We start from the raw sequence: 21,853 nt of genomic DNA, 5'->3' as shown, positions 1-21,853 counted from the left end.
TGACCACAGAAAAGGGGAACCCCAATGAACAACCACGTCCTCGAGCCGGCCGCACAGGAAATCGCCGACGCCACCGCCAAACCGCCCTTCCTGCCCGAGCTCGGCGTCGACGGCGCCCGCAAGGTGCTCGACGACATCCAGGCCGCGCCGATCGCGAAGCCCGACGTCGACGAGACCTGGATCACCGTGCCGGCCGCGGTGGGCGACGTGCGGGTGCGCATCGTCAAGCCCGTCGGCGCCGCCTCGGCCCTGCCGACCATCCTCTACGTGCACGGCGGCGGCTGGATTCTCGGCAACGCCGGAACCCACGACCGGCTCGTGCGCGAACTGGCCACCGGGGTGCGGGCCGCCGTCGTGTTCGTCGAATACGACCGCTCGCCCGAGGCCCGCTATCCGGTGGCGATCGAGCAGGCGTACGCGACCGCGCAGTGGATCACCGAGCACGGTGCCGCCGAGGGCCTCGACAGCTCCCGGCTCGCCATCGCCGGGGATTCCGTCGGCGGGAACATGACCGCGGCCCTGACGATCCTGGCCAAGCAGCGCGGCGACGTCACCTTCGTGCACCAGTCGCTCTACTACCCCGTCACCGACGCGGGCCAGGACACCGACAGCTACCGCGAGTTCGCCGAGGGGCCCTACCTGCGGGCCGCGTCGATGGCCTGGTTCTGGGACGCCTACCTGCCCGAGAAGGACAAGCGCGACGAGATCACCGCGTCTCCGCTCCGGGCGACCGTCGCAGAACTCGCCGGACTGCCCGAGGCCTTCCTGATCGTCGACGAGAACGACGTCCTGCGCGACGAGGGCGAGGCCTACGGCCGCAAGCTCACCGCGGCCGGCGTACGCACGACCAGCGCCCGCTACAACGGCACCCTGCACGACTTCATGATGCTCAACCCCGTGCGGGACACCGCCGCCTCGACGGCCGCCGTCGAGCAGGCCATCCACGTCCTGCGCAAGGCATTCGGTAAGGCGGCGCGATGATCCGGCGGGTCAGCACCGAGGTGCTGGACGTGGCCTACCAGGACGTCGGCGACGGCCAGCCGGTCATCCTGCTGCACGGGTTCCCCTACGACATCCACAGCTATGTCGAGGTGGCGCCCCTGCTGGCCGCATCCGGCTACCGGGTCATCGTGCCCTACCTGCGCGGGCACGGACCGACCCGGTTCCGTCGCCCGCAGACTCCCCGGTCGGGGCAGCAGGCCGCGCTCGGAGCCGACGTCATCGACCTGATGGACGCCCTAGCCATTCCCCGCGCGGTCCTGGCCGGCTATGACTGGGGCGGTCGTGCGGCCTGCGTCGCGGCGGCCCTGCGGCCCGAGCGGGTCACCGGGCTCGTGTCGGTCAACGGCTACCTCATCCAGGACATCAGCGCCTCGGCCCGGCCGCTGCCGCCCGACCTGGAAGCCGGCTTCTGGTATTTCTTCTACTTCCTGACCGATCGCGGCCGCGCCGGCCTGACCGCGAACCGGCGGGAGATCGCCGAGGTGATCTGGCGACGCAACTCGCCGAAGTGGACGTTCGGCGGCGCCGATCTCGATCGGGCCGCCGAGGCGTTCGACAACCCCGACTACGTCGACGTCGTCCTCCACTCCTACCGGCACCGGCTCGGGCACGCCGCCGGCGCACCCGAGTACGCCGACGCCGAGGCCGCACTCGCCCTGTCGCCGGCGATCACCGTTCCAACGGTCACCCTCGACGGCACGGCCGACGGGAACTTCCCCGCCACCGACGGCAGCCCGGGCGCGGGACATTTCACCGGCCCGCGCATCCACCACCAGGTCCCCGACGCGGGGCACAACCTCCCGCAGGAGGCACCCGGCGCCTTCGCCGACGCCGTGCGGGAGGTGGCCGCCCTCGCGGCCGGCCAACGGTGACTCAGGCGGCCGGGAGGTCGAAGCCGGAGGCGATGTTCAGGGTCGTGGCGAAGGTGAGATACATCAGCCACAGGCCGACGAGAATGTGGACGGCGCCCAGTGCCTTCTCGCCGAGGTTGACCGACTCCCGGCCGTCCGGGCCGACCCGGACGCCGAATTTGAAGCTGGCGAAGAACTCCGCGATGTAGACCACCGCGAGCCCGACGAACAGCACCCCGAGGGGCCAGGAGCTCGCCCGGAAGAACACCGTCGCACCCAGGCTCGAGATGATGACGAACGGGATCGACATGAAGCCGTTGGGCCGGGCGTCGGCGCCGCGCGCCCGGTTCCAGCCCAGGGCGAACCAGTGGATGCCATACGCGCTGAACGCGAGCGCCGCCATGTAGTTGGCCTTGCTGCCGGTGAAGACCGGGAACCAGCTCAACCCGATGAACAGCAGGATGCCGACGAGGAACTGGCAGAAGCCCGGCAGCCAGATGCCCCAGACGCCGTTGGCGCGGTCGACGTGCTGGTCGCGTCGGGGGAAACCGAGCAGCTCCTGCGGGCCCCAGATCAGGTAGCCCGTGCCCAGGCCGAAGAACCCGAGGGCCACCGGCGCGAACAGTGAGGGAGGAAAGCTGGACACTGCAGAATTATCAGCCAATTTGCGTACGCCAGTGCCGGTTTCGACTGAAATGACGGGGAGCTTTTCGCGAGCCGGGCATGCTGATCGCTCCCGAGGGGGCACGTGCAGCCAGTTGTTCCGGTGAGCGGAAAGTTCGCGGATCACGAGATTGTCGAAGGGTTGATGCCGACCGACGCTGGGTCAGCGGCCGATGAACGGCCCGAAGCTGACTCACCAGAGGACCGGATGAATGTCTCTCCTGATCGACGACACAGCCCAGAATCTCCTGTTCCGCACGGCCCGCACGGCCAACACGTTCACCGAAGAGTCGGTGACCGACGGGCAGATGCGCGCCGTCTACGACCTGATCAAATATGGACCCACCGAGATGAACGGCCAGCCGCTGCGGATCGTCCTGGTGCGGTCGCCGGAGGCACGCGACCGGCTGCTGGTCCACATGGACGACGGCAACAAGGCCAAGACCGGCAGCGCGCCGCTGGTCGCGATCATGGCCGCCTACACCAACTTCCACACTGACCTGCATCGCACGTTCCCGCACGCACCGACCGCGCGCGAGAAGTTCGACCGAGACGAGGAGTTGCGCGTCGGGTCCGCGCGGTTGAGCGCGGCGCTCCAGGTCGGCTACTTCATCCTCGGCGTGCGCGCGGCCGGCCTGGCCGCCGGGCAGATGGTGGGGTTCGACGCCGCGGGCATCAACAAGACCTTCTTTCCCGATGGCGAGCACGAGGTGCTCGCCGTCATCAACCTCGGTAAGCCCGGCGCGGACGCGTGGTTCGGCCGCGGCCCGCGGCTCGACTACGACGACGTCGTCACGACGGCCTGAAGGAGGAACAGCCATGTCAACACAGACGCACGAAGGCCGGGTGGCGGTGGTCACCGGCGCCGCTCGTGGCATCGGCCAGGCGATCGCGCGCCGGCTCGCCGAGCGTGGCGCGACGATCGTCGCGATCGACCTCGCCAGCCCCGACGAGACCCTCGCGCTGATCGACGAGTCCGGCCAGGTCGCGGTCGGCCGCACGGTCGACGTGTCCGACCCGGAGCAGGTCGCCGCCGTCGGTGCCGGGATCGTCCGCGAGTTCGGCCGGGCCGACATCCTGGTCAACAACGCGGGAATCCTCCCGCACATCGGCATCGACGAGCTCGACTACGCCACCTGGCGGCGGATCCTCGCGGTCAACCTCGACTCGCAGTTCCTGATGGTCAAGGCCCTGCTGCCGGCGATGCGCGAGCGTGGCTGGGGGCGCATCGTCAACCTGACCTCCAACTCGATCATCACGACGCAGGCGAACCTGTCGCACTACATGGCGAGCAAGATGGGCGCGATCGGCTTCACCCGCGGCCTGGCCAACGATGTCGCCGCCGACGGGATCACGGTCAACGCTGTCGGGCCCACGCTCAGCCGCACGCCGGGAGCGCTGCTGGAGCACAGCGAGGAGGCGTTGCGGGCGGCCGCCGCGAGCCAGGCCATCAAGCGCAACGGTGAACCCGACGACGTGGCCGGCACGGTCGCGTTCCTGACCAGTGACGACGCGAGCTTCGTGACCGGGCAGACGATCATGGCGGACGGCGGCTACGCCCGGCTCTGAACACCGCCGCCCGAGGGGCGCCATCCGCACGGCAGGGGGAGCGGGTGGCGCCCCTCGGGCGTGCGGGATCAGGTGTCGAGCTCGGCGCCGAGCGCGTTGGCCGCTTTGGTCAGGATGCCGCCGATCCACGGCAGCGTGCTCTCCGGCAGTCGGGTGGTCGGCCCGGCGACGGCCAGCGCGCCACGGACCCGGCCGTAGATGTCGACCACCGCGGCGCCGATCGCGGTGATGTCGGGTTCGACGCCGGCGATGTTGACCGCGTAGCCCCGCTGGCGGGTCTCCTCGAGAACCGGCGCCAGCGCGGGGTCGCCGGCGACCTCGGGGCCCAGGCAGCTCACCAGATTGTCGGGCGAGAGGTGGGCCAGGATGGCCCGCCCGGGCGACGACAGGGTCGCCGGGTGTTCGAGCCCGAGCCGTAGGCCGGCCCGCAGCGATCGGGGGGACTCGTGCCCCGCCAGGAAGCGGGTGCGGCCGTTGTGCAGCACGGCGACGTGCACGGTCTCGCCGAGTTCGGTGGCCAGCGACGCCAGGTAGGGCTCGGCGCGGCGGACGAGCTCGCCCTCGGCCCGGTCGCGTGCACCGGCGAGCTCGAACAAAGCCGGGCCGGGCAGGTAGGCCCGGCGGCCGGGGCCGGCCGGGCGCACCACGTGGCCGCTGGCCTCCAGCGCGGCGAGCAGCCGGTGCGCGGTCGACGTGGGTATCCCGGACTCGGCCGCGAGCTGACCCAGGCGGGTCTCGCCATGCTCGGCCAGCACGGCGAGCAGCCGCAGCGCGCGCCGGACGACGGACTCGGCGGTGTCATTCTCCCGCATGGCAGAAGAGTAGCCGGAGAGCCAGGTCGCTGCCACCGTGCTTTTTTCCGCCGGGTGGAAGATCAGCCGGGGCGCGGTTTGGCTCACCCGGGGTCCCGGTGACACGTTCGGCTCGGGCGCCCGGCCGGGTGCCCATCGCAGACACGAAGGTCGAAGAGATGAGCACGCTCAGGACAGCGCGGCACTGGATCAACGGAAAGTGGGTCGACTCGGCGCGGCACGGCGACAGCGTCAACCCCGCCACCGGGGAGGTCGTCGGGCACTACGCCGACGCGGGTCAGGAGGAGGCGGAGCAGGCCGTACGCGCGGCCACGGCGGCCTTCCACGAGACCACCTGGGCCCACGACATGGAGTTCCGCACCAAGGTGCTCCTGGAGATCGCCGCGTCGTTCCAGCGGCACGAGCGGGAACTCGCCGACCTCACCACCCTGGAGAACGGCAAGACCATCTGGGAGGCCGAGTTCGAGGTCGGCTTCGCCAAGGGCAACTTCACCACGGCGGCCGCGCTGGCGCAGACGACGTACGGCCGGGTCATGGAGGTCGAGCCCGGCAAGCACACGATGGTCGTGCGCGAGCCCGTCGGCGTCGCCGCGGTGATCACGCCGTGGAACTCGCCGACCGCGTTGCTGGCCCGCGACCTCGCGCCGGCCCTGGCCGCCGGCTGCACTGCCGTGGTCAAGCTGCCCGGCCAGACCCCACTGCTCAACGAGGCGATCAGCCGGGTCTTCGAAGACGTGCCGAGCCTGCCGGCGGGCGTCGTCAACGTGCTCACCGAAAGCGGCAGCGAAGCCGCCAAGTGGCTCGTCGACAGCCCGGACGTGCCGGCGATCATGTTCACCGGCAGCACGCCGACCGGCCGGGCCATCGGTGCCGCCGCCGCTAAGCACGTCAAGCGGGTGGGCCTGGAACTGGGCGGCAAGACCCCGCACATCGTCTTCGACGACGCCGACCTCGACGCCGCCCTGCCGGTCATCGAGAAGTCGCTGACCATCTTCACCGGCCAGTTCTGCATCACCGCCGGCCGGCTGATCGTGCAGCGCGGCGTCTACGGGACGGTCAAGCAGCGCCTCGCCGAGCGCCTGGCCAACGTCACCGTCGGCCCCGGCGCCGACCGGTCCGTCGACATGGGCTCGCTGATCGACCAGGCCGGCGTCGAGCGGGTGGACCGGCTGGTCGAGGAGGCCATCGCCGCCGGCGCCGTGCCGGTCGTGCGCGGCGGCCCGGCCCGCGAGGGCGACCTCGCCAAGGGCGCGTTCTACCGGCCGACCCTGCTCGAGGTCACCGATCCGGCGCTGCCCATCGTGCACCAGGAGGTCTTCGGCCCGGTGCAGACGATCCAGGTCTTCGACACCGAGGCCGAGGCGATCGCGCTCGCCAACGACAGCGAGTACGGCCTCGGTGCCAGCGTCTGGAGCAGCGACGTCAACCGCCCGCTGCGGGTCGCCCGGAAGGTGCAGGCGGGCATGCTCTGGATCAACGACTGGGGCCAGTTGCCGAACCAGTTCGAGATCGGCGGCTACAAGCAGAGCGGTGTCGGCCACGCCAACGGCCCGGGCGGCATCGACCACTTCCTCGAATACAAGACGATCACCCAGAAATTCGCCTGAGCCGACCATGAACCGACCGCCCGCCGTCCGTGCCGTCGCGTTCGCCGTCGTCGCGGTCTTCGTGATCTATCTACCCATCACCGCCGTCAGCGTCGCGCTGACCACCATCGGCGCCGCGACCGGCGCCTCGACCGCGGGCCTGCAGTGGGTCACCGTCAGCTATGTCATCCCGATGGCAGCGGTGATCCTCTCCGCCGGCGTCTTCGGCGACCTGCACGGCCGCCGGCGGGTGTTCCTGATCGGCATGGCGCTGACGGCGGCGGGCACGGCGCTCGCCGCCGCCAGCGCCGCGTTGCCGGGGCCGTTGACCGTCCTTTGTGTAGGACAGGCGGTGACCGGCGTCGGCGGTGGCCTGCTCCTGCCGACGACGCTCGGGCTCATCGCCCACGCGGTCCCGGAGCCCGGCCGGCGGGCGCGGTTCATGGCCGCGTGGGCGACCGGACTCGTCGGCGGCCTCACGGTCGGGCCACTCACGTCCGGCATCATCCTGCGGTACGCCGGCTGGGGCTGGATCTTCGCGCCGGTCACGGTGCTCGCGGTCGGCACCGCCGCCTTCGCGGCCCGCTGGCTGCCCGACTCCCGGTCGCCGGAGGGCCGGCACCTCGACTGGCCCGGCCAACTGCTCGCCACCGTCGCCATCGCGGCCAGCATCTTCGGCGTCATCGAGGGCGGAGCGGCCGGCTGGGGCTCGACCCGGGCGGTGATCGGGTTGGGCGTCGGCGCCGCCGCCCTGGCCGGGTTCCTGCGGGCGGAGGCACGCTCCACGTCGCCGCTGCTGAACCTGGCGCTGTTCCGCTCGCCGGCGTTCAGCGCGGCGGGCGTCGCGGCGCTCGTCGCGCTGTTCGTGCTGGTCGGCACGACCTTCCTGCTCAGCCTCTACTTCGGCGCCGGACAGCACCTTTCGCCGCTGGAGATCGCGGTGCGCCTGCTGTTTCTCAACGGCGTCGCCGTGGTCGCCAACCCGTTCGTCGGCCGGCTGCTCGGCCGCTGGTCACCGATCGGCCTGCTGGCCGTCGGGCTGGCACTCGGGGCCGTCGCCATGGTGCTGCTGACCGGTCTGCGGCCCGACACCGGCCTCGGTGACGCCGCCTGGCGGCTGGCCGTCCTGGGTGTCGCCAACGCGTTCATGCTCAGCGCGGTCGCGGTGGCGGCCATCCACCGCGTCCCACACCATCTCGCCGGCATGGCCGCGGCCGGCAACACCGCGCTGCGCCAGTATGGCGGCACGCTGGGCCCCGCCGTGCTCGGCGCGATCCTCACCACCCGGATGACCGCCGGAGCATCCATGGTGGACGCGATGCACACCGCCCTCACCGTCAACGCGGCCCTGTTGGTGGCCGCGGCTGTCGGGTGTGCGCTGACCGTACGCCGGGATCGATCGCGGGTGTAGCTTCCGGGAATGACCGCGAGCCTTCTCGCCAGAATGGTCGAGCGTCTCGACGTCGCCCCTCGGGCGCCCCTGTTCGCGTTCCTCGATCGCCACGGCAACGAGGTGGACTCGGCCGACTACGAGGAGATCGTGCGGCGCGCGGCGGGGGCCGCCGACCTGCTCGAAGCGGCCGGGGTCGGGCCCGGCGACCGGGTCCTGCTGGTCTTCCCGCCCGACGGCGGTCTCGAGTTCGTCGCCAGCTTCCTCGGCTGTGTGCTGCTCGGCGCGATCGCGGTCCCGGCCGCGAGTCCCGACCCCCGGCATCTCGATCGCGAGCTGCCCAAGCTCCGCCACCTCGTCGACGACAGCGGCGCCCGCGTCGCGCTCACGCACGCCAGATACCGGGCGCTCACGACGCTCGCGTCGGTGCGCGACGGCGTGACCAACCTGTTGCGCGGCCGCGAGGCGGCGGCCTGGCCCAGGCTCTCGTGGCTCCTGTCCCACCGCATCAAGCGGGCCGAGCCGGACCGGGCCGCGGCCCGACTCGCCCGCGCGGCCAGCAGGTTCGGCCCCGACGACATCGTCTACCTCCAATACACCTCCGGCTCGACGTCGGCCCCCAAGGGCGTCGTCGTGCGCCATAAGAACCTGGTCCACAACCTCGAGCTCATCGCGCGCAGCACCCGGGTCGACAGCGACTCGGTGCTCGTCGGCTGGGTGCCTCTGTTCCACGACATGGGCCTGGCCGGCGGGATCCTGAACGCGGCCTACACCGGGGCCCGCTGCGTCTACTTCTCGCCGCTGACCTTCCTGGCCGCGCCCCGCCTCTGGCTCGACGCGATCGACCGCTACCGGGCCACCCACATCGCAGGACCCAACTTCGGTTATGAGTACGTGCTGCGCGGCATCCGCGACGGCGACACGTTCGACCTCTCGTCGCTGCGAGCCACGCTTCAGGGCGGCGAGCCGATGCTGGCCGCGACGATGGATCGCGTCGAAGCCGGGCTGGCTCCGATGCGCTTCGACCCGGCGTCGTTCTGCAACGTCTACGGCCTGGCCGAGGCGGTGCTGTTCGTCAGCGGCCGGATCGGCCGGAAGCCGACGCTGCTGCGCGGCGACCGGGCCGTGCTGGATCGCGACGGGGTGATCACGCCTCCCGTGCCCGACGCACCCGCGGTGACGCTCGTGGGCAGCGGCGTCCCCGACGCGGGGCTCGGCGTGTCGGTGATCGCCGTCGACCCGGTCACCCGGCGGCCGCGGCCGCCGCACGTCGTGGGCGAGATCTGGATCTCCAGCCCGAGCGTGTCGAGCGGCTACTGGGGACGCTCCGAGGAGGAGAACGCGGCCACCTTCGCCGCGCGGCTGGAGGGCGGCGACGAGCGGCGCTTCCTGCGCACCGGTGACCTCGGTGTCATCGGCGACGACGGCGAGGTGTTCATCTGCGGCCGCCTCAAGGACCTGATCATCGTCGGCGGTCGCAACATCCATCCGCAGGACCTGGAGGCGGCCGTGGTGGCCGCCGACCCGATCCTGCGGCCCGGCAACGCGGTCGCCTTCGGCGTGCACGTCGACGGCGTCGAGCGGGTCGTGGTGGCGGCCGAGGTACGCAAGAAGGTTCTCGCGGGCAGGGAGCCTGTCCCGCTCGACCGTGCGGCGTCCGCGATTCGCGCCGCGGTGGCCGCGCACAGCGGTGTGCAGTGCCACGAGGTCCTGCTGCTGCGGCCCGACAGCCTGCCGAAGACGACCAGCGGAAAGCTGCGGCGCGGGGAGTGCGGGCAACAGTGGACGGACGGCTCCCTGCGCCCGCTGGCGCTCACGGGACAGCACCGTCCGACGGCGCGGAGCGACGCTGATCCGGGATACCTGCTCCGGCTGCTGCAAACCGAGGTCGCCGCCGTGTTGGGGCTGTCCGAGCCCAACGACATACCGGTCGACCTGCCGCTGCGCGACGCCGGCCTCGACTCGCTCGGGCTGCTCGACCTGGCCACCCGCATCGAGGACCGCACCGGAGCGCGCGTCGAGCCGGCCAGCATCACCGACGGATCGACCCTGCGGGCGATCGCGGCTGTGGTCCAGAGCCGATTCGAGCTGGCGCCCGCCGACCCGGAGGAAGCCACGAGCGCATCGCACACCGGCGAGGTCCCGTTCAGCCCCGCGCAGGCGCACGCCCTGCGACTCGGGCAATGGAACTGGTGGAACCGCGCGGTCATGCTCGACGTGCACCGCCGGCTCAGTCCGGAGGGCCTGCGCCGGGCCACGGCCGCGCTGGTCGCCCGGCACGACTCGCTGCGGCTGCGCTTCCGGCGGGACGACGGCCGCTTCGCACAGCGCTACGGCGACATCGAAACCAGCTTTGCCGTCGAGTCGGTCACCTCCAGCGAGCCCGACGAGGAGCTGCTGAACCAGCAGCATCGCCGCCTTCGCATCGAGAACGGCCCCGTCCTGCGCCTGCTGCTGGTGGAGACCGGCTCGGCGCAGCGCCTCTTCATCACCGTCAATCACCTCGTGATGGACGCCGTCACGATGGGCATCCTGGTCGACGAGCTCGACCGCCTCTGCCAGCTCGACGAGCGGGGCGAGCGCCTCGCGCTGGCGCGTACCTCCGAACGCTTCGAGGTCTTCGCCCGCTGGATGAACGACTTCGCGCGTGGCGCCGCCACCGCCGATCTGGATTTCTGGCGCGCGCAGCTCGATGTGCCGCCGCCCGTCGCCTACGACCCCGGCATCCGGATGAAAGACGTCGTGAGCGCCCGCCAATACCTCGGGCCCGACGAGACGCGCGCGCTGCGCGACCTGCGCGTCGACGGGCGCCGCGCCCCACTGGCGACGACGCTGCTCGCGACGCTGGTGCGAACCGCTCAGCGCCAGTGGAGCTGCGGTCGCCTCGCGCTGAAGCTGTCGAGCTCGGGCAGACAGCCGGCGGTGCACGGCCTCGATCTCTCGCGGACGGTCGGCGACATGCATTGCAGCTTCCCGCTGGCGTTCGACGACAGCGCACACCAGAGCCCGGCGGAGACGCTGTCCGCGGTGGCCGAACGGCTCACCCGCGTGCCGTCGGCGGGCCTGTCGTTCGACGCGCTCAAATATCTGAACGACGATCCGATCGTGCGAAAGAGCATCCTCGATGCGCCGGCGCCGACGCTCTGGTTCAACTTCCAGGGCGAGGCGCCGACCCGGAGCCGCGGCGGCCTGTTCTCGCTGCGGGCGGGGCCGCTCGGCGACATGTGGGACCCGGAGTGCGGGGTCAAGCAACCGCCGCTCTACCTGGAGTGCTCCGTTGTCGAGGGAACGACGTGCGTCGAGTGGTTCTACTCGCCCCGCCACCTCGGATGGTCGGGCGGGGAGATCGACGGGTGGATGGCCCGGTTCGACGACGAGGTCCGCGGCATGGCGCGCAGCGGTGGCACCACACCCTGATGGCCCAACTCGCCGACCGCGCGTTCGCCGCGACCTTCAAGCGCATCTTCACCTTCTCCCTGCTCTACGAGGACTCGGAGGTCGACAACCGCGTGCTGGGGCTCGACCAACGCTCGCGGGTGCTGGCGGTCAGCGGGGCCGGCTGTGGGGTGGCGGGTCTGCTCGCGGCGCACCCGGCGCGGATCGACGCGATCGACACCAATCCGCACCACCTGGCGTTGGCCGCGCTCAAGGTCGCCGCGGCGCGCCGGGTGCGGTCGCACGCCGAGTTCTATGAACTCCTCGGCCGCGGCCGGCACGGCGACCCGGAGCAAACCCTCCGGCCGCTGATGAACGGCCTGCCGGACTGGGTGGGGCGCTATTGGAGCACGAACTACCGACGCTTTCAGCGCAACTTGTACGCCGAGGGCCTGGCCGGCACCTTCCAGCGGTGGCTCCGGCGGAAGGTGGGCCTCGACGCGGACTTCCTGCGCGCCCTGCACCGGCTCCCGCCCGCCGACCGGCTCGCCCGCCTCGCCCCGATCTTCGCCTCGATCAAAGGCTCGGTGCCGATCCGCACGGTGGTCAACACACCGCTGTTCCTGCTCGGCATCGGCGTCAACTTCGAGCAACGGCAGCGCAACCTGCGGGCCAACGCGGCGGCGACCATGATGGACGTCGTCGCCGCCCGTTTCGAACGGCTCGCCCAGACCGACCTGGAGACGAACTGGTTCGTCTGGGTGGCGTTGACGGGGGAGTTCAACCACGATCACCCCGAGGCAGTTCCGCCGTACCTTCGGGCGGAGAGCCACCGGCGCTCGCTCGTGGCGCCGACCGAGGTGGGCTTCCATCGCGCGTCGCTGCAACGGATGGTCGCCGACGCGGCGCCGGGGCAGTGGTCGCACTTCTCCCTCTGCGACGTGCTCGACTGGCTGCCGACCGACGCGCAGCGGCACCTGTTGCGGGGGATCGCCAGGGTGGGTGGGCCGAGTGCCGTCGTCCTGACCCGCAGCGTCGAAGACGCGTGCGTCGTCGACCGGGTCGGCCTGTCCGACCTCTACGAACGCGTCGAGCCCGCCTCGAGCCAGGCGAGCGAGCAGGAGCGCACCCGGCTCTACGGCCGGGTCAACCTTTACCGGGTCATCGCATGACGCCGGACGCCCAGGCGGCCCATCGCGCGTTCCTCGACCGCTACTACCGGCTCACCCATCACGTCTACGACGCAACGCGGAAATACTTCCTGTTCGGCCGCGACGGCGTGCTCGACAGGCTGCTGGCGAGCGACTGGACGACGCTCGTGGAGATCGGCCCGGGCACCGGACGCAACCTCGCCCGGATCCACCGGCGCCGGCCGACCGCGACGCTCGGCGGGTTGGAGGCCAGCGACGTCATGCGCGCCCACGCCCGCCGCCGCTGCCCGTGGGCGCGGATCGATGCCGGCTTCGCCGAAGACGGCGACATCGGTGCCGTCCTCGGTGCGCCGCCGCAGCGGATCCTGATGTCCTACTGCCTGTCGATGTTCACCGACAAGGGCCGGGCGATCGACAACGCGCGACGGCACCTCGCGCCGGGCGGCGAGCTGTGGGTGGTCGACTTCGCCGACCTAAACGGGCTACGGGCGATGCGGCGGTTCCTGTCCGCGTTCCACGTCGAAGCGGTGCCGGACGACCTGCTGCACCGCCACGGCGCCAGCCACGTCTCGCACGGGCCGCTCCGCTACTTCGTCGTCGCGCGCTTCACCGCGTGAGCGGGCTGTCGCGCCACTGGGTGCAGCGCGGCGGCGTGCGGCTGTCGTATCAGGTCCGCGACGGGCCGGACCCCGCACTCGTGTTGCTGGCCGGCTACGGCCGCTCGGGGAGCAGTTGGCTGCCTTGGCTCGAGCGGGTGGGTCCGCTGCCCTATCGAGTCGTGCTCGTCGACCACCGCGGCACGGGCGGGTCGGCGCGCTCTCTGCGGCCCTACACGCTCTCGACGGTGGCTGATGACGCCGCCGCCGTCCTGGGCGCCGCCGCCGGTCACGCTCCCGCCCTCGTGGTGGGGGAGTCGATGGGCGGGATGGTCGCGCAACTCCTCGCTCTCCGGCACCCGGGGCAGGTCGGCGGGCTGGTGCTGTCGGCCAGTTCGGCCCGCGCCGACTTCTCGCGCGCGTTCCTGCGTTCGCTGCCGCTGACCGTCGCGGCGGCGGTCTCGAAGGACGTCCGGGTGTGGTCCATGTGCGATCGCCTGCTCGTCCACGAGAACAAGAGCCCGAGCGATGCGCACGAGCTGTTGGCCCCGCTCCGGGAGATCCAGCGGGCGGAGCCCTATTCGCGGGTCAACTCGCTCCTCCAGGCGGCCGCGATGTCGTTCCATCGCACGGCCGGCCGGCTCGGAGCCGTCGGCGTGCCGGTCGAGGTGCTGGTCGGGGCCGGCGACCGGGTGCTCGCGCCGCGCAACTCACGCGTGCTGTCGGAATGCCTTCCGGACGCGCGGTTGACGGTCCTGGCCGATGCCGGGCACGCGATCCCGTTCGAACGACCGATGGAGCTCCTGCGCGCCGTCAAGCGGTTGCGGGCTCGGTAACACGGAAGAACGCGGCCCGGCAGATGAGCGGCACGAGCAGCACGCTGTGCAGCGCGAACTGTCCCGCCGCCCCGCGCTCGCGCTGGTAGGAGCTCATGTAGGTCCGCTCCCGGAACACGATGTGGGACAGGTCCTGCGCCACCCAGCCGAAGACCAGCAGCCCGACGGAGACCGGCCAGATCAGCGTGGGCAGGGCGAGGTAGGCGGCCAGCACGACACCGGTGAACAGGACCGACGTCAGCGCGGTCTGATCGGGTGCCGTGTAGGCGCAGAAGAACGCGTAGCCGACCGCGACGAACGACACCGCCACCGCGGGCGTCGGGCCGACCAGGCCGACGAGCCCGAAGATGCCGAGCAGGCCGAGCCCGGTGGTGACGAGGTGGACGACCACGTTCCCGGTCCGCCGATGGAACCGCGCGAAGTCGCGGTAGGTCTCCTCGAAGCGGAAGGCCACGTGCCGGCCCGCTAGCTCCTGGCACAGCACGAGCACGTAGCAGGCCACGTGCCCGACCAGCAGCGGCCACCACGCCGCGCGGAACGGTGCGTGCAGCGCGAGCCCGGCGAAGCCGACGAGCTTGCCGACGATCATGGGATGCGGAATGACACCGTAGGGGAAGCCCGTGACCCTGCCCGGCGGGACGACGCCGAACTCCGCGCCGAAATAGGTGCGGTCGGAGCCGAGCCGCAGGAACGCGAGCCCGGACAGCCCGAACCCGACGGCCGCGACCGCGAGCGACGGCACATCGAGCCCCTCCTGCCCGTATTGGTAGAACAGCGTGCCGAGCGCGATGAGCTGGAACAGCGTCGCGTCGCGCGCGAACCGGCCGGGCTCGACCGCGCGGAACGCGTAGGCGAAGACGTAGAGGAGGTAGTGGACGAAGCTGAACAGGTAGACCCGCTCCGTGGGATGGCCCGCGGACGCGACCCAGAACAGCAGCACGACGAGCAGGTTGAGCACGCCGACGTATTGGAAGAACAGCGGGTAGAGAAACGTGCCGACGTTGACGATCGCGCCGAGGAACCGGCCGATCGCCGACTGCGGGTTCTTGCTCGCGACGAAAAGCTGCCGTGCCCGCCGGTTGTAGGTCTCGTTCCACCCCTCGAAGAGCGATTGGAACGGCGCGAGCCACCGCGGTGCGACCGCGTAGTGCACCTTGAGGCAGATGCGGCTGTCGTCGAGGAGGTCGTCGGGGTCGCCGGTCTTGGTGATGTGGTGGATGTCGCGGTTGTAGTCGAACCAGCAGAACTGACCCGTACGCAGCGTGTCACCGCGCCGCTGGGCCGAGAAGATCGTCGTGACGCGGTCGTTTCCCCGCACGACGACCAGGCAGCGCAGCAGCGTCATGAACGGCAGTAGGCCGAACGGCCCGTCGATGTGGTGCTGGAGGAACGCCCGGTCGGAGCCCTTGGCGCCCATGTTGGAGACGTAGACCTCGTTCATCCCGTCTACATTGTGGACGGTGTGGCCGGGAAAGGCCGCCTCGATGCTCGCCCGGATCGCGGCCGAGTCCTTGAGCCCGCCGAACGCCGCGCGCTCGGCCGGCGGAAGCTCGGCCTCCCATTCGTGGAACGTCTCGCGCGGATCGAGCTCCTGCCGGTCCACATAGGCCAGCATCGTCGCGAGGTGGCCAGCGTGTGACTCGTCGACGGATCCGACCCCGGGCTTCATGCGACCATCCTCGCGCCGAGGCGGGCGATGCGGTAGATCCGGTGGCCGTCCATCCAGAGCCTCTCCAACCCGCTGTACCTACTGGTATGTACACTAGGACCATGGACTCGCGAGAACTCCTGGTCGACACGATGAGCGAGCTGATGTGGGAGCGTGGTTACGCCGACACCAGCCCGCGCCACGTGCGCGAGCGGTCCGGCGTGGGCCAGGGCAGCATGTACCACCACTTTTCGACCAAGCGAGACCTGGCGCTGGCCGCGCTCGAGCGCAACATCGCCGACCTGCTGCCGGCCGCGTCCGAGCTCGACGGCCCCGGCGACCCGATGGCCCGCATCGAGGCCTACCTGATGCGTCCCCGCGCCGCCCTGAAGGGCTGCAAGGTCGGGCGGATGACCCAGGACCCCCAGGTCCGCGAAGACCCGGTGCTGCTCGCCCCGGTCGCGCGCGCGTTCGCCGAGGTCCACGTGAGCTGGGTGAGGGTGCTCCGCGAGGCGGTCGCCGCGGGCCAACTGCGCGACGACCTCGACCCCGAGCAGCTCGCACACACCCTGATGGCCGTGCTCCAGGGCGGCTACGTGCTCGCGATCGCACAGCAGGACCAGGGCCCGTTCGACGACGCCCGGGCCGGCGCGCTCGCCCTGCTCCGCGCCGCCAAGCCCAACCCTAAGATCAACAGGAGGAAATGAAGTCATGACGGTACGCATCGGCATCAACGGGTTCGGGCGGATCGGGCGCAGCTACCTGCGCGCGGCCCTGGCCAATAACGCCGACGTCGAGGTGGTCGCGGTCAACGACCTCGCCGACGCCCGCACGCTGGCGACCCTGCTCGAGTGGGACTCCATCTCCGGCCACCTCGACGGCGTCGCCGCTGACGGCGACACGATCGTCGTGCAGGGCCGGCAGATCAGGGTCTTCGGGCAGTCCGACCCGGCGACCATCCCGTGGGGTGAGGCCGGCGCCGATGTCGTCATCGAGTCGACCGGCTTCTTCGCCGACGGCGTCGCGGCGGCGGCCCACCTCAAGGGCGGCGCGCGCAAGGTCGTCGTCTCGGCGCCGGCCAAGGGCGACGTCCCCACCTTCGTTCTCGGGGTCAACGACGACACGCTCGACCCCGACAGCCACGACGTCTTTTCCAACGGCTCGTGCACCACCAACTCGCTGGCGCCGTTGGCCAAGGTGCTCAACGACGCGTTCGGCATCGAGTCGGGCCTGATGACGACGGTCCACGCCTACACCGGCGACCAGCGTCTGCACGACGCGCCGCACTCCGACCTGCGCCGGGCCCGCGCGGCGGCCGTGTCGACGATCCCGACGTCATCGGGCGCGGCGAAGGCGATCGGCAAGGTCATCCCCGAGCTCGACGGGCGGCTGACCGGCGCCGCGCTGCGCGTGCCCGTCCCGGTGGGCTCGATCACCGACCTGACCGTGGTGCTCCGGGAGCGCGCCGATGTCGAGGCCGTCAACGCGGCCTTCCGCGAGGCGGCCGCCTCCGAGAGGCTGCGGCACTACCTCCAGTATTCCGAGGCGCCGCTGGTGTCCGCCGACATCGTCGGCAACCCCTACTCGTCGATCTTCGACGCCCCGCTGACCCAGGCGATCGGCAACCAGGTCAAGGTGCATGGCTGGTATGACAACGAGTGGGGCTTCGCCAACCGCCTCGTCGAGTTCTCGGAGCGGATCGGCGCACGGGCGGCGGCTTAGGCAGGCTGGGCGGCACGCCAGTCGGCCAGCCGGATCGCGCCCGGGCGGTAGTCGCCGACCGGCACGACGGTGTCGTCGTGCATCGTCTGTCCGAAGTAGCGGGCGGCCGGATCGGCGACCACCCGGCGCGGATCGTCCTTGGCGGCCAGGGTGTCCCGGATCACCTCGTCGAACCGGAGCCGCTCCGGCCCGGCCGTCTCGATCGCCGCGTTGACCGCTGCGGCGGCGGCCGCGTCCGCGACCGCCGCCGCGACGTCGGCCGAGGCCATCGGTTGGAACGCGACCGGCGCGATGTGCACGGTGTCGCCGTCGGTCGCGGTGTCGGCGATGGAGCCGAGAAACTCGAAGAACTGCGTCGCGCGCACCACCGTGTAGGGAGCGCCCGACTCGCGGATCAGCTTCTCCTGCGCGACCTTCGCCGGCAGATATGAGCTCTCCGGGCTCCGCTCGGCGCCCACCACCGACAGCGCGACGTGGTGCCCGACCTTGGCCGCCTTCTCCGCGGCGAGCAGGTTTCCGGTCGACTTCTGGAAGAACGCCATGACGTCGTCGGGCGCGAACGAGGGCGAGTTCGTCACGTCGACCACGACGTCGGCCCCTGCCACGGCGTCCGCGACGCCGTCGCCGGTGACCGTGTTGACCCCGGTCGACGGCGACTGGGCGACGACCTCGTGCCCCTTCTCGCGCAGCAGTTTCACCACCTGCGAGCCGATCAATCCGGTTCCCCCGAACACCACGATCTTCATCTCAACCCCCGCTAACTGAGACTTCCCATCCGACGGTACGCTCGCCCCGCAAGAAACGTCAGGTATCTTAGGAGTGGGATGGACCACCGTCGCTGGCTGCGCCGCGCGCTGGTGGTGGGCCTGTTGGGCCTGTTCGCCGTCGAGCTGGTGCTGGGCTGGCCGGCGCTGGCCTCGGCGGTGACGCAGGTGCGGGCCCCGCACGGGGGTCCGCTCGCGGCCGCGTTGTTCGCCGCGCTGGCCGCGATGAGTGTCTACGCCCGGATGCAGCGCCACCTGCTGTCGTCGGCCGGCGTGCGGGTGTCGTTGCGCCGGCTCCTGGCGCTGACCTTCGCGGCGCACTCCCTCAACGAGACGCTGCCCGGTGGACCCGCCTTCTCGACCCAGCTCAACTACCAGCAACTGCGCCGCTTCGGTGCCACCCCGGCGATCGCCTCCTGGTGCATCGCCCTGTCCGGCATCCTGTCGACCGCCGCCCTCGGCGTGGTCACCGCACTGGGGGCGGTGGCCGGCCACGGCCGTCCGCCGTGGCTATCGCTGCTCGGCCTGGCCATCACCATGCTCGTCGTCACCGGCGGCGTACGCCGGATCCGCCGCCACCCCGAATCCCTGGTGCCGGTCGTGCGTTCCGTGCTGACGCGGCTCAACCGGGTGCGCCGGCGACCTGCCGACGACGGACTCGAACAGGCGCGCGCCCTGCTCGGCCAGTTGCGCGGTGCCCGGCTCACCCCGGGTCACGCCGTGGCGGCGGCCGCGTACGCCGTGCTCAACTGGTTGTTCGATGCCGGCTGCCTCTGGCTGTGTCTGGCCGCCATCGCGCCCCGGGCGGTCAGCCCCACCGTGCTCCTGCTCGCCTTCTGCGCCGGGATGGCCGCGGGCACTTTGACGATCGTGCCCGGTGGCCTCGGCGTCATCGACAACGCGGTCGTGGTCGGTCTGACCGCCGGCGGACTCGACACCCCGACCGCGATCGCCGCCGTCGTGCTCTACCGGCTCATCACGCTGGGCCTGGTGATCGGTGCCGGCTGGATCGCCTGGCTCGTCATCCGGCGCGATCGGCGGACCGCTTGACCGGCACTGGTAGCGTGGCGCCCCGACGTGACGATCATGGGGGAATCATCGATGCAGCGGACCCGGCTTGTCCTCAGTGGCTTGGCAATCACGGCGTTGCTCGCGATGTCTGCTTGCGACTCGGCGGAATCGCCGGCTCCGGTGCCGTCGAACACCGGTCCGACCACCGCCGCGCCCACCATCTCGGCCAACCCGGCCCCCGACGCGGCCACCGCGAAAGCGTGCGACGACATCAAAAAGGACATCGCCGATAACGCCGACAAGGTGGGCAAGGCCGAGAAGATCGGTCCGCCGGCCGGGCACATCGCGGTCAGTGCCCAGTGGGTCGCCGGCTCGGCCGCGGTCATCGCCCATTCCATCGGCGCCAACGAGCAGGTCAGCGCGGCCGCCGACAAGGTGCAGCAGGAAATGGCGGCGCTGAGCGAGGCCTACAACAAATCCGCCGACGCCAAGCCCAGCAAGAAGAAGCTGGAGGCGGCAATCAAGGAGCTGACCACCGCCTGCTCGGCTACCTGACCGGCGCTTCTCAGGCGTTCTTGAGCTCGCCCCACCCGTGCCAGCGCTCGACCTCGACCCGGGCGACGACGCGGGGACGCACCCGATCCGCGTACGCGCTGCCGGTGTAATGGGTTGCCAGGCGGTCGATTTCCCGCAGTCCGACGTCGTCGATGATGGAGATGACCCGGCCCTGCAGGCTGACGTGGGTATACCAGTCATCGCGCGCCAGCACCGTCAGCGAGACCCGGGGATCGGCGTGCAGGTGCTTGAGCCGGGCCCGCTTCGCATCGAGTCCGAGCAGTACGATTCCGTCGTCCTCGAGCAGATACCAGGTGGCGACGGTGACCGGGCGGCCGTCCGCGGCGACGGTGGCCATGACCGCGGGGTTCGGCTGCCGCAGCAGGTCGACGACCCGCTCCGGCAAGGGTGTAGTTGGCATTGCCCCAGCTTAGAACTCAAGATCGGATCGAGACGATGAGGATCCGCCGGGTAGTCGCGGTCGGTGCGGGGGTCGCCGCGCTGACGGCGGCGTGGTTCGAGGCGACGTACGAGTCCGATGACGGCTTGTGGGCGTCTATGGCGGTGCGTTTGTCCCCTTCGGCGGCCTTGGTGGTGGCGGGTATTGTTCCGCTGCTGCGCCGTTCGTCGGTCACCGTCGCTTTCGTGACGGCGGCCGGCAATCAGGTTTTCCGCACGCGGCCGGCGGCGATCGCGATCTGGTGGCCGGCGGTGGTCGCGGTCGCGCTCACCGCCAACTTCGCGGCTTTCGCGCCGACCACGTGGGAGCCCGGCACCGACCCGGAATGGCAGGTCGACGTCATGCAGGTGGTGTTGACCGCCTTTCTGGGCCTGATGGCCGCGACGGTCGTGGTGGTCTACCTCCGCGGCGTGTGGTTGGGCCGGCCGGCCGTCGAGCTGACCCGCGACGGGGTGCGGGTGCTGGCGCAGTTCGGCTACCGCTACGCGCCGTGGGATGAGGTGCAGCCGGGAACTCCGTTGCGGCCTGTTAAGCGCACAGACAACTTTTCGTTGAGCGTGACCGGGTCCAACCTCGCCCGCTGGTGGGGGATCGCCATCGTCCCGTTCCTCTGGCTCGACATCCACCCGTGGTTCCTGACCGACGCGATCCGTTACTACGTCGCACATCCGGAGCACCGGGCCGCGATCGGGACGGCCGAAGAACACGACCGGCTGCGCCATCTGCTCTCCGAGGCCGCTTCTGTTGGTGGTGCTAGCCACCCGTAGAGCCGGACGCTAGCGTTACTGACTTTCGCGGCGTTAGCCCGTTTGATTGAGCTATGACGATTACGATGGCGCCGCCGCGCCCGACGACTGGCAGCGACTTCGCCATCCTGTCCCGTCGCATCACCGGCGCCGGGCTGATGCAGCGCCGGCCCATCTATTACGTGGCGCGGCTCAGCGTCGTCTCGTTGATGCTGATCGGCGGTTGGACCGCGTTCTTCCTGATCGGCTCGTCGTGGTGGCAGCTTGTCACCGCCGCGTTCCTCGCCGTCACCTTCACCCAGGTCGCCCTGGTGGCGCACGACCTGGCGCACCGCCAGGTGTTCCGCACCAAGCGGCCCAGCGAGATCGCGGGCCGGATCGCCGGCAACCTCGGCGTGGGCATGAGCTACGGCTGGTGGATGGACAAGCACACCCGGCACCACAACAACCCCAACCACGACGACCTCGACCCGGATGTGGCGCCCGAGGTGCTGATCTGGGCCACCGAGTCGGCGCTGGGCCGGCGCGGGCTGAAGGGCTTCATCACCCGGCACCAGGCCGCCCTGTTCTTCCCGCTGCTGACGCTGCTGGCCATCGACCTGAAGGTGTCGAGCATCAAGGCCCTGCGCGCCGGCGTCGTGAAGCACCGCAAGCTGGAGAGCGCCCTGCTGGTCCTGCACGCGATCGGCTACCTGGTGGCGCTGTTCACCGTGCTCTCGCCGCTACAGGCGATCGCCTTCCTGCTGGTGCACCAGGCACTGTTCGGCGTCTACCTCGGCATGACGTTCGCGCCCAACCACAAGGGCATGCCGCACCCGACCGGCGCCGAAGACTATCTGCGCAAGCAGGTGCTGACCTCACGCAACGTACGCGGCGGCTGGCTGACCGACGCGGCGCTGGGCGGGCTCAACTACCAGATCGAGCACCACCTGTTCCCGGGCATGCCGGCACCGAACCTGCGCAAGGCCCAGCCGATCGTCGAGGCACACTGCGCCGAGATCGGCGTGGCGTACGTGCAGACCAGCCTCGTCACGTCCTACCGCCAGGCGCTGGGCTACCTGCACGAGGTGAGCGCACCCGCCCGGGCGGAGCACGCGGCGCGACGCGCGGCCTGAC

General features: G+C 70.9%; 21 protein-coding genes. 16 read left to right on the top strand and 5 right to left on the bottom strand.

What is annotated here, in order from left to right; all coding sequences use genetic code 11:
* Positions 1–24: 24 nt before the first annotated feature.
* Complete coding sequence (locus DFJ67_RS34055) at positions 25–981, top strand: alpha/beta hydrolase (RefSeq protein WP_116072611.1); 957 nt, start codon at positions 25–27, stop codon at positions 979–981.
* Positions 978–1,874: an alpha/beta fold hydrolase gene (locus DFJ67_RS34050; protein WP_116072609.1), complete on the top strand. Its 897-nt coding sequence runs from the start codon at positions 978–980 to the stop codon at positions 1,872–1,874. The genes DFJ67_RS34055 and DFJ67_RS34050 overlap by 4 nt, the downstream gene beginning before the upstream one ends.
* Before the next feature lies 1 nt (position 1,875).
* On the opposite strand, the gene DFJ67_RS34045 is transcribed toward DFJ67_RS34050, so the two are convergent.
* Positions 1,876–2,499, bottom strand: a complete 624-nt coding sequence (locus DFJ67_RS34045; protein ID WP_203783378.1) for a hypothetical protein — start codon at positions 2,497–2,499, stop codon at positions 1,876–1,878.
* A 229-nt stretch (positions 2,500–2,728) separates the two neighbouring features.
* Here DFJ67_RS34045 and DFJ67_RS34040 point away from each other — a divergent pair, with 229 nt between their 5' ends.
* A complete protein-coding gene (locus DFJ67_RS34040; protein WP_116072607.1) occupies positions 2,729–3,322 on the top strand; it encodes a malonic semialdehyde reductase in 594 nt (197 codons plus the stop codon).
* 13 nt (positions 3,323–3,335) lie between these two features.
* A complete protein-coding gene (locus DFJ67_RS34035) occupies positions 3,336–4,085 on the top strand; it encodes an SDR family NAD(P)-dependent oxidoreductase (protein WP_116072605.1) in 750 nt (249 codons plus the stop codon).
* 68 nt (positions 4,086–4,153) lie between these two features.
* Here DFJ67_RS34035 and DFJ67_RS34030 read toward each other — a convergent pair whose 3' ends face one another.
* Positions 4,154–4,897: an IclR family transcriptional regulator gene (locus DFJ67_RS34030; RefSeq protein WP_147315705.1), complete on the bottom strand. Its 744-nt coding sequence runs from the start codon at positions 4,895–4,897 to the stop codon at positions 4,154–4,156.
* Positions 4,898–5,055: 158 nt separating this feature from the next.
* Here DFJ67_RS34030 and DFJ67_RS34025 point away from each other — a divergent pair, with 158 nt between their 5' ends.
* From DFJ67_RS34025 to DFJ67_RS34000, 6 genes are read left to right on the top strand one after another with little or no spacing between them, the layout of a single operon-like run.
* A complete protein-coding gene (locus DFJ67_RS34025) occupies positions 5,056–6,504 on the top strand; it encodes an aldehyde dehydrogenase family protein (RefSeq protein ID WP_116076966.1) in 1,449 nt (482 codons plus the stop codon).
* Between the two features lie 7 nt (positions 6,505–6,511).
* Positions 6,512–7,894: an MFS transporter gene (locus tag DFJ67_RS34020; protein WP_116072601.1), complete on the top strand. Its 1,383-nt coding sequence runs from the start codon at positions 6,512–6,514 to the stop codon at positions 7,892–7,894.
* Positions 7,895–7,903: 9 nt separating this feature from the next.
* Positions 7,904–11,290: an AMP-binding protein gene (locus tag DFJ67_RS34015; protein ID WP_116072599.1), complete on the top strand. Its 3,387-nt coding sequence runs from the start codon at positions 7,904–7,906 to the stop codon at positions 11,288–11,290.
* A complete protein-coding gene (locus tag DFJ67_RS34010) occupies positions 11,290–12,420 on the top strand; it encodes a DUF3419 family protein (RefSeq protein WP_170216101.1) in 1,131 nt (376 codons plus the stop codon). Before DFJ67_RS34015 ends, DFJ67_RS34010 begins: the two co-directional genes overlap by 1 nt.
* Positions 12,417–13,016: a class I SAM-dependent methyltransferase gene (locus DFJ67_RS34005; RefSeq protein WP_116072595.1), complete on the top strand. Its 600-nt coding sequence runs from the start codon at positions 12,417–12,419 to the stop codon at positions 13,014–13,016. The genes DFJ67_RS34010 and DFJ67_RS34005 overlap by 4 nt, the downstream gene beginning before the upstream one ends.
* Entirely contained in the window at positions 13,013–13,831 is an 819-nt protein-coding gene (locus DFJ67_RS34000) for an alpha/beta fold hydrolase (RefSeq protein ID WP_170216100.1), read from the top strand. Before DFJ67_RS34005 ends, DFJ67_RS34000 begins: the two co-directional genes overlap by 4 nt.
* Here DFJ67_RS34000 and DFJ67_RS33995 read toward each other — a convergent pair.
* Entirely contained in the window at positions 13,809–15,500 is a 1,692-nt protein-coding gene (locus DFJ67_RS33995) for a methyltransferase (RefSeq protein WP_116072591.1), read from the bottom strand. The genes DFJ67_RS34000 and DFJ67_RS33995 overlap by 23 nt on opposite strands.
* 101 nt (positions 15,501–15,601) lie before the next feature.
* Here DFJ67_RS33995 and DFJ67_RS33990 point away from each other — a divergent pair, with 101 nt between their 5' ends.
* Positions 15,602–16,186: a TetR/AcrR family transcriptional regulator gene (locus DFJ67_RS33990; RefSeq protein WP_116072589.1), complete on the top strand. Its 585-nt coding sequence runs from the start codon at positions 15,602–15,604 to the stop codon at positions 16,184–16,186.
* A 4-nt stretch (positions 16,187–16,190) separates the two neighbouring features.
* Positions 16,191–17,201, top strand: coding sequence for a type I glyceraldehyde-3-phosphate dehydrogenase (gene gap, locus DFJ67_RS33985; protein ID WP_116072587.1), 1,011 nt, complete (start codon positions 16,191–16,193; stop codon positions 17,199–17,201).
* Here gap and DFJ67_RS33980 read toward each other — a convergent pair.
* Positions 17,198–17,947 carry an SDR family oxidoreductase gene (locus tag DFJ67_RS33980; RefSeq protein WP_116072585.1) on the bottom strand — a complete coding sequence of 250 codons (750 nt, stop codon included), beginning with the start codon at positions 17,945–17,947 and terminating at the stop codon, positions 17,198–17,200. The genes gap and DFJ67_RS33980 overlap by 4 nt on opposite strands.
* 78 nt (positions 17,948–18,025) lie before the next feature.
* Between DFJ67_RS33980 and DFJ67_RS33975 the strand changes: the two genes are divergently transcribed.
* Entirely contained in the window at positions 18,026–19,015 is a 990-nt protein-coding gene (locus tag DFJ67_RS33975) for a lysylphosphatidylglycerol synthase transmembrane domain-containing protein (RefSeq protein ID WP_116072583.1), read from the top strand.
* A 27-nt stretch (positions 19,016–19,042) separates the two neighbouring features.
* Positions 19,043–19,531 (top strand): hypothetical protein, encoded by a 489-nt coding sequence (locus DFJ67_RS33970; RefSeq protein WP_147315703.1) that lies wholly within the window; start codon positions 19,043–19,045, stop codon positions 19,529–19,531.
* A gap of 10 nt (positions 19,532–19,541) precedes the next feature.
* Here the strand turns inward: DFJ67_RS33970 and DFJ67_RS33965 are convergent, their stop codons facing one another.
* Positions 19,542–19,952, bottom strand: a complete 411-nt coding sequence (locus DFJ67_RS33965) for a TIGR03618 family F420-dependent PPOX class oxidoreductase (protein WP_116072579.1) — start codon at positions 19,950–19,952, stop codon at positions 19,542–19,544.
* A 35-nt stretch (positions 19,953–19,987) separates the two neighbouring features.
* Here DFJ67_RS33965 and DFJ67_RS33960 point away from each other — a divergent pair, with 35 nt between their 5' ends.
* Positions 19,988–20,758, top strand: coding sequence for a hypothetical protein (locus DFJ67_RS33960; RefSeq protein ID WP_116072577.1), 771 nt, complete (start codon positions 19,988–19,990; stop codon positions 20,756–20,758).
* A 53-nt stretch (positions 20,759–20,811) separates the two neighbouring features.
* The gene (locus tag DFJ67_RS33955; RefSeq protein ID WP_116072575.1) at positions 20,812–21,852 is read left to right on the top strand and encodes a fatty acid desaturase family protein; all 1,041 of its coding nucleotides are present in this window, start codon (positions 20,812–20,814) and stop codon (positions 21,850–21,852) included.
* Position 21,853: the final 1 nt, after the last annotated feature.

It is taken from the genome of Asanoa ferruginea, assembly GCF_003387075.1.
In the GTDB taxonomy this organism is placed as follows: domain Bacteria; phylum Actinomycetota; class Actinomycetes; order Mycobacteriales; family Micromonosporaceae; genus Asanoa; species Asanoa ferruginea.
This window is presented reverse-complemented; position numbering and strand designations above follow the sequence as displayed.

Coding starts and splice junctions, on each gene's coding strand:
- DFJ67_RS34030 (WP_147315705.1), bottom strand. CDS start 4,897: ATGCGGGAGAATGACACCGCCGAGTCCGTCGTCCGGCGCGCGCTGCGG.
- DFJ67_RS33955 (WP_116072575.1), top strand. CDS start 20,812: ATGACGATTACGATGGCGCCGCCGCGCCCGACGACTGGCAGCGACTTC.
- gap (WP_116072587.1), top strand. CDS start 16,191: ATGACGGTACGCATCGGCATCAACGGGTTCGGGCGGATCGGGCGCAGC.
- DFJ67_RS33965 (WP_116072579.1), bottom strand. CDS start 19,952: ATGCCAACTACACCCTTGCCGGAGCGGGTCGTCGACCTGCTGCGGCAG.
- DFJ67_RS33990 (WP_116072589.1), top strand. CDS start 15,602: ATGGACTCGCGAGAACTCCTGGTCGACACGATGAGCGAGCTGATGTGG.
- DFJ67_RS34040 (WP_116072607.1), top strand. CDS start 2,729: ATGTCTCTCCTGATCGACGACACAGCCCAGAATCTCCTGTTCCGCACG.
- DFJ67_RS34015 (WP_116072599.1), top strand. CDS start 7,904: ATGACCGCGAGCCTTCTCGCCAGAATGGTCGAGCGTCTCGACGTCGCC.
- DFJ67_RS34050 (WP_116072609.1), top strand. CDS start 978: ATGATCCGGCGGGTCAGCACCGAGGTGCTGGACGTGGCCTACCAGGAC.
- DFJ67_RS33980 (WP_116072585.1), bottom strand. CDS start 17,947: ATGAAGATCGTGGTGTTCGGGGGAACCGGATTGATCGGCTCGCAGGTG.
- DFJ67_RS34020 (WP_116072601.1), top strand. CDS start 6,512: ATGAACCGACCGCCCGCCGTCCGTGCCGTCGCGTTCGCCGTCGTCGCG.
- DFJ67_RS34055 (WP_116072611.1), top strand. CDS start 25: ATGAACAACCACGTCCTCGAGCCGGCCGCACAGGAAATCGCCGACGCC.
- DFJ67_RS33995 (WP_116072591.1), bottom strand. CDS start 15,500: ATGAAGCCCGGGGTCGGATCCGTCGACGAGTCACACGCTGGCCACCTC.
- DFJ67_RS33960 (WP_116072577.1), top strand. CDS start 19,988: ATGAGGATCCGCCGGGTAGTCGCGGTCGGTGCGGGGGTCGCCGCGCTG.
- DFJ67_RS34035 (WP_116072605.1), top strand. CDS start 3,336: ATGTCAACACAGACGCACGAAGGCCGGGTGGCGGTGGTCACCGGCGCC.
- DFJ67_RS34005 (WP_116072595.1), top strand. CDS start 12,417: ATGACGCCGGACGCCCAGGCGGCCCATCGCGCGTTCCTCGACCGCTAC.
- DFJ67_RS34010 (WP_170216101.1), top strand. CDS start 11,290: ATGGCCCAACTCGCCGACCGCGCGTTCGCCGCGACCTTCAAGCGCATC.
- DFJ67_RS34025 (WP_116076966.1), top strand. CDS start 5,056: ATGAGCACGCTCAGGACAGCGCGGCACTGGATCAACGGAAAGTGGGTC.
- DFJ67_RS33975 (WP_116072583.1), top strand. CDS start 18,026: ATGGACCACCGTCGCTGGCTGCGCCGCGCGCTGGTGGTGGGCCTGTTG.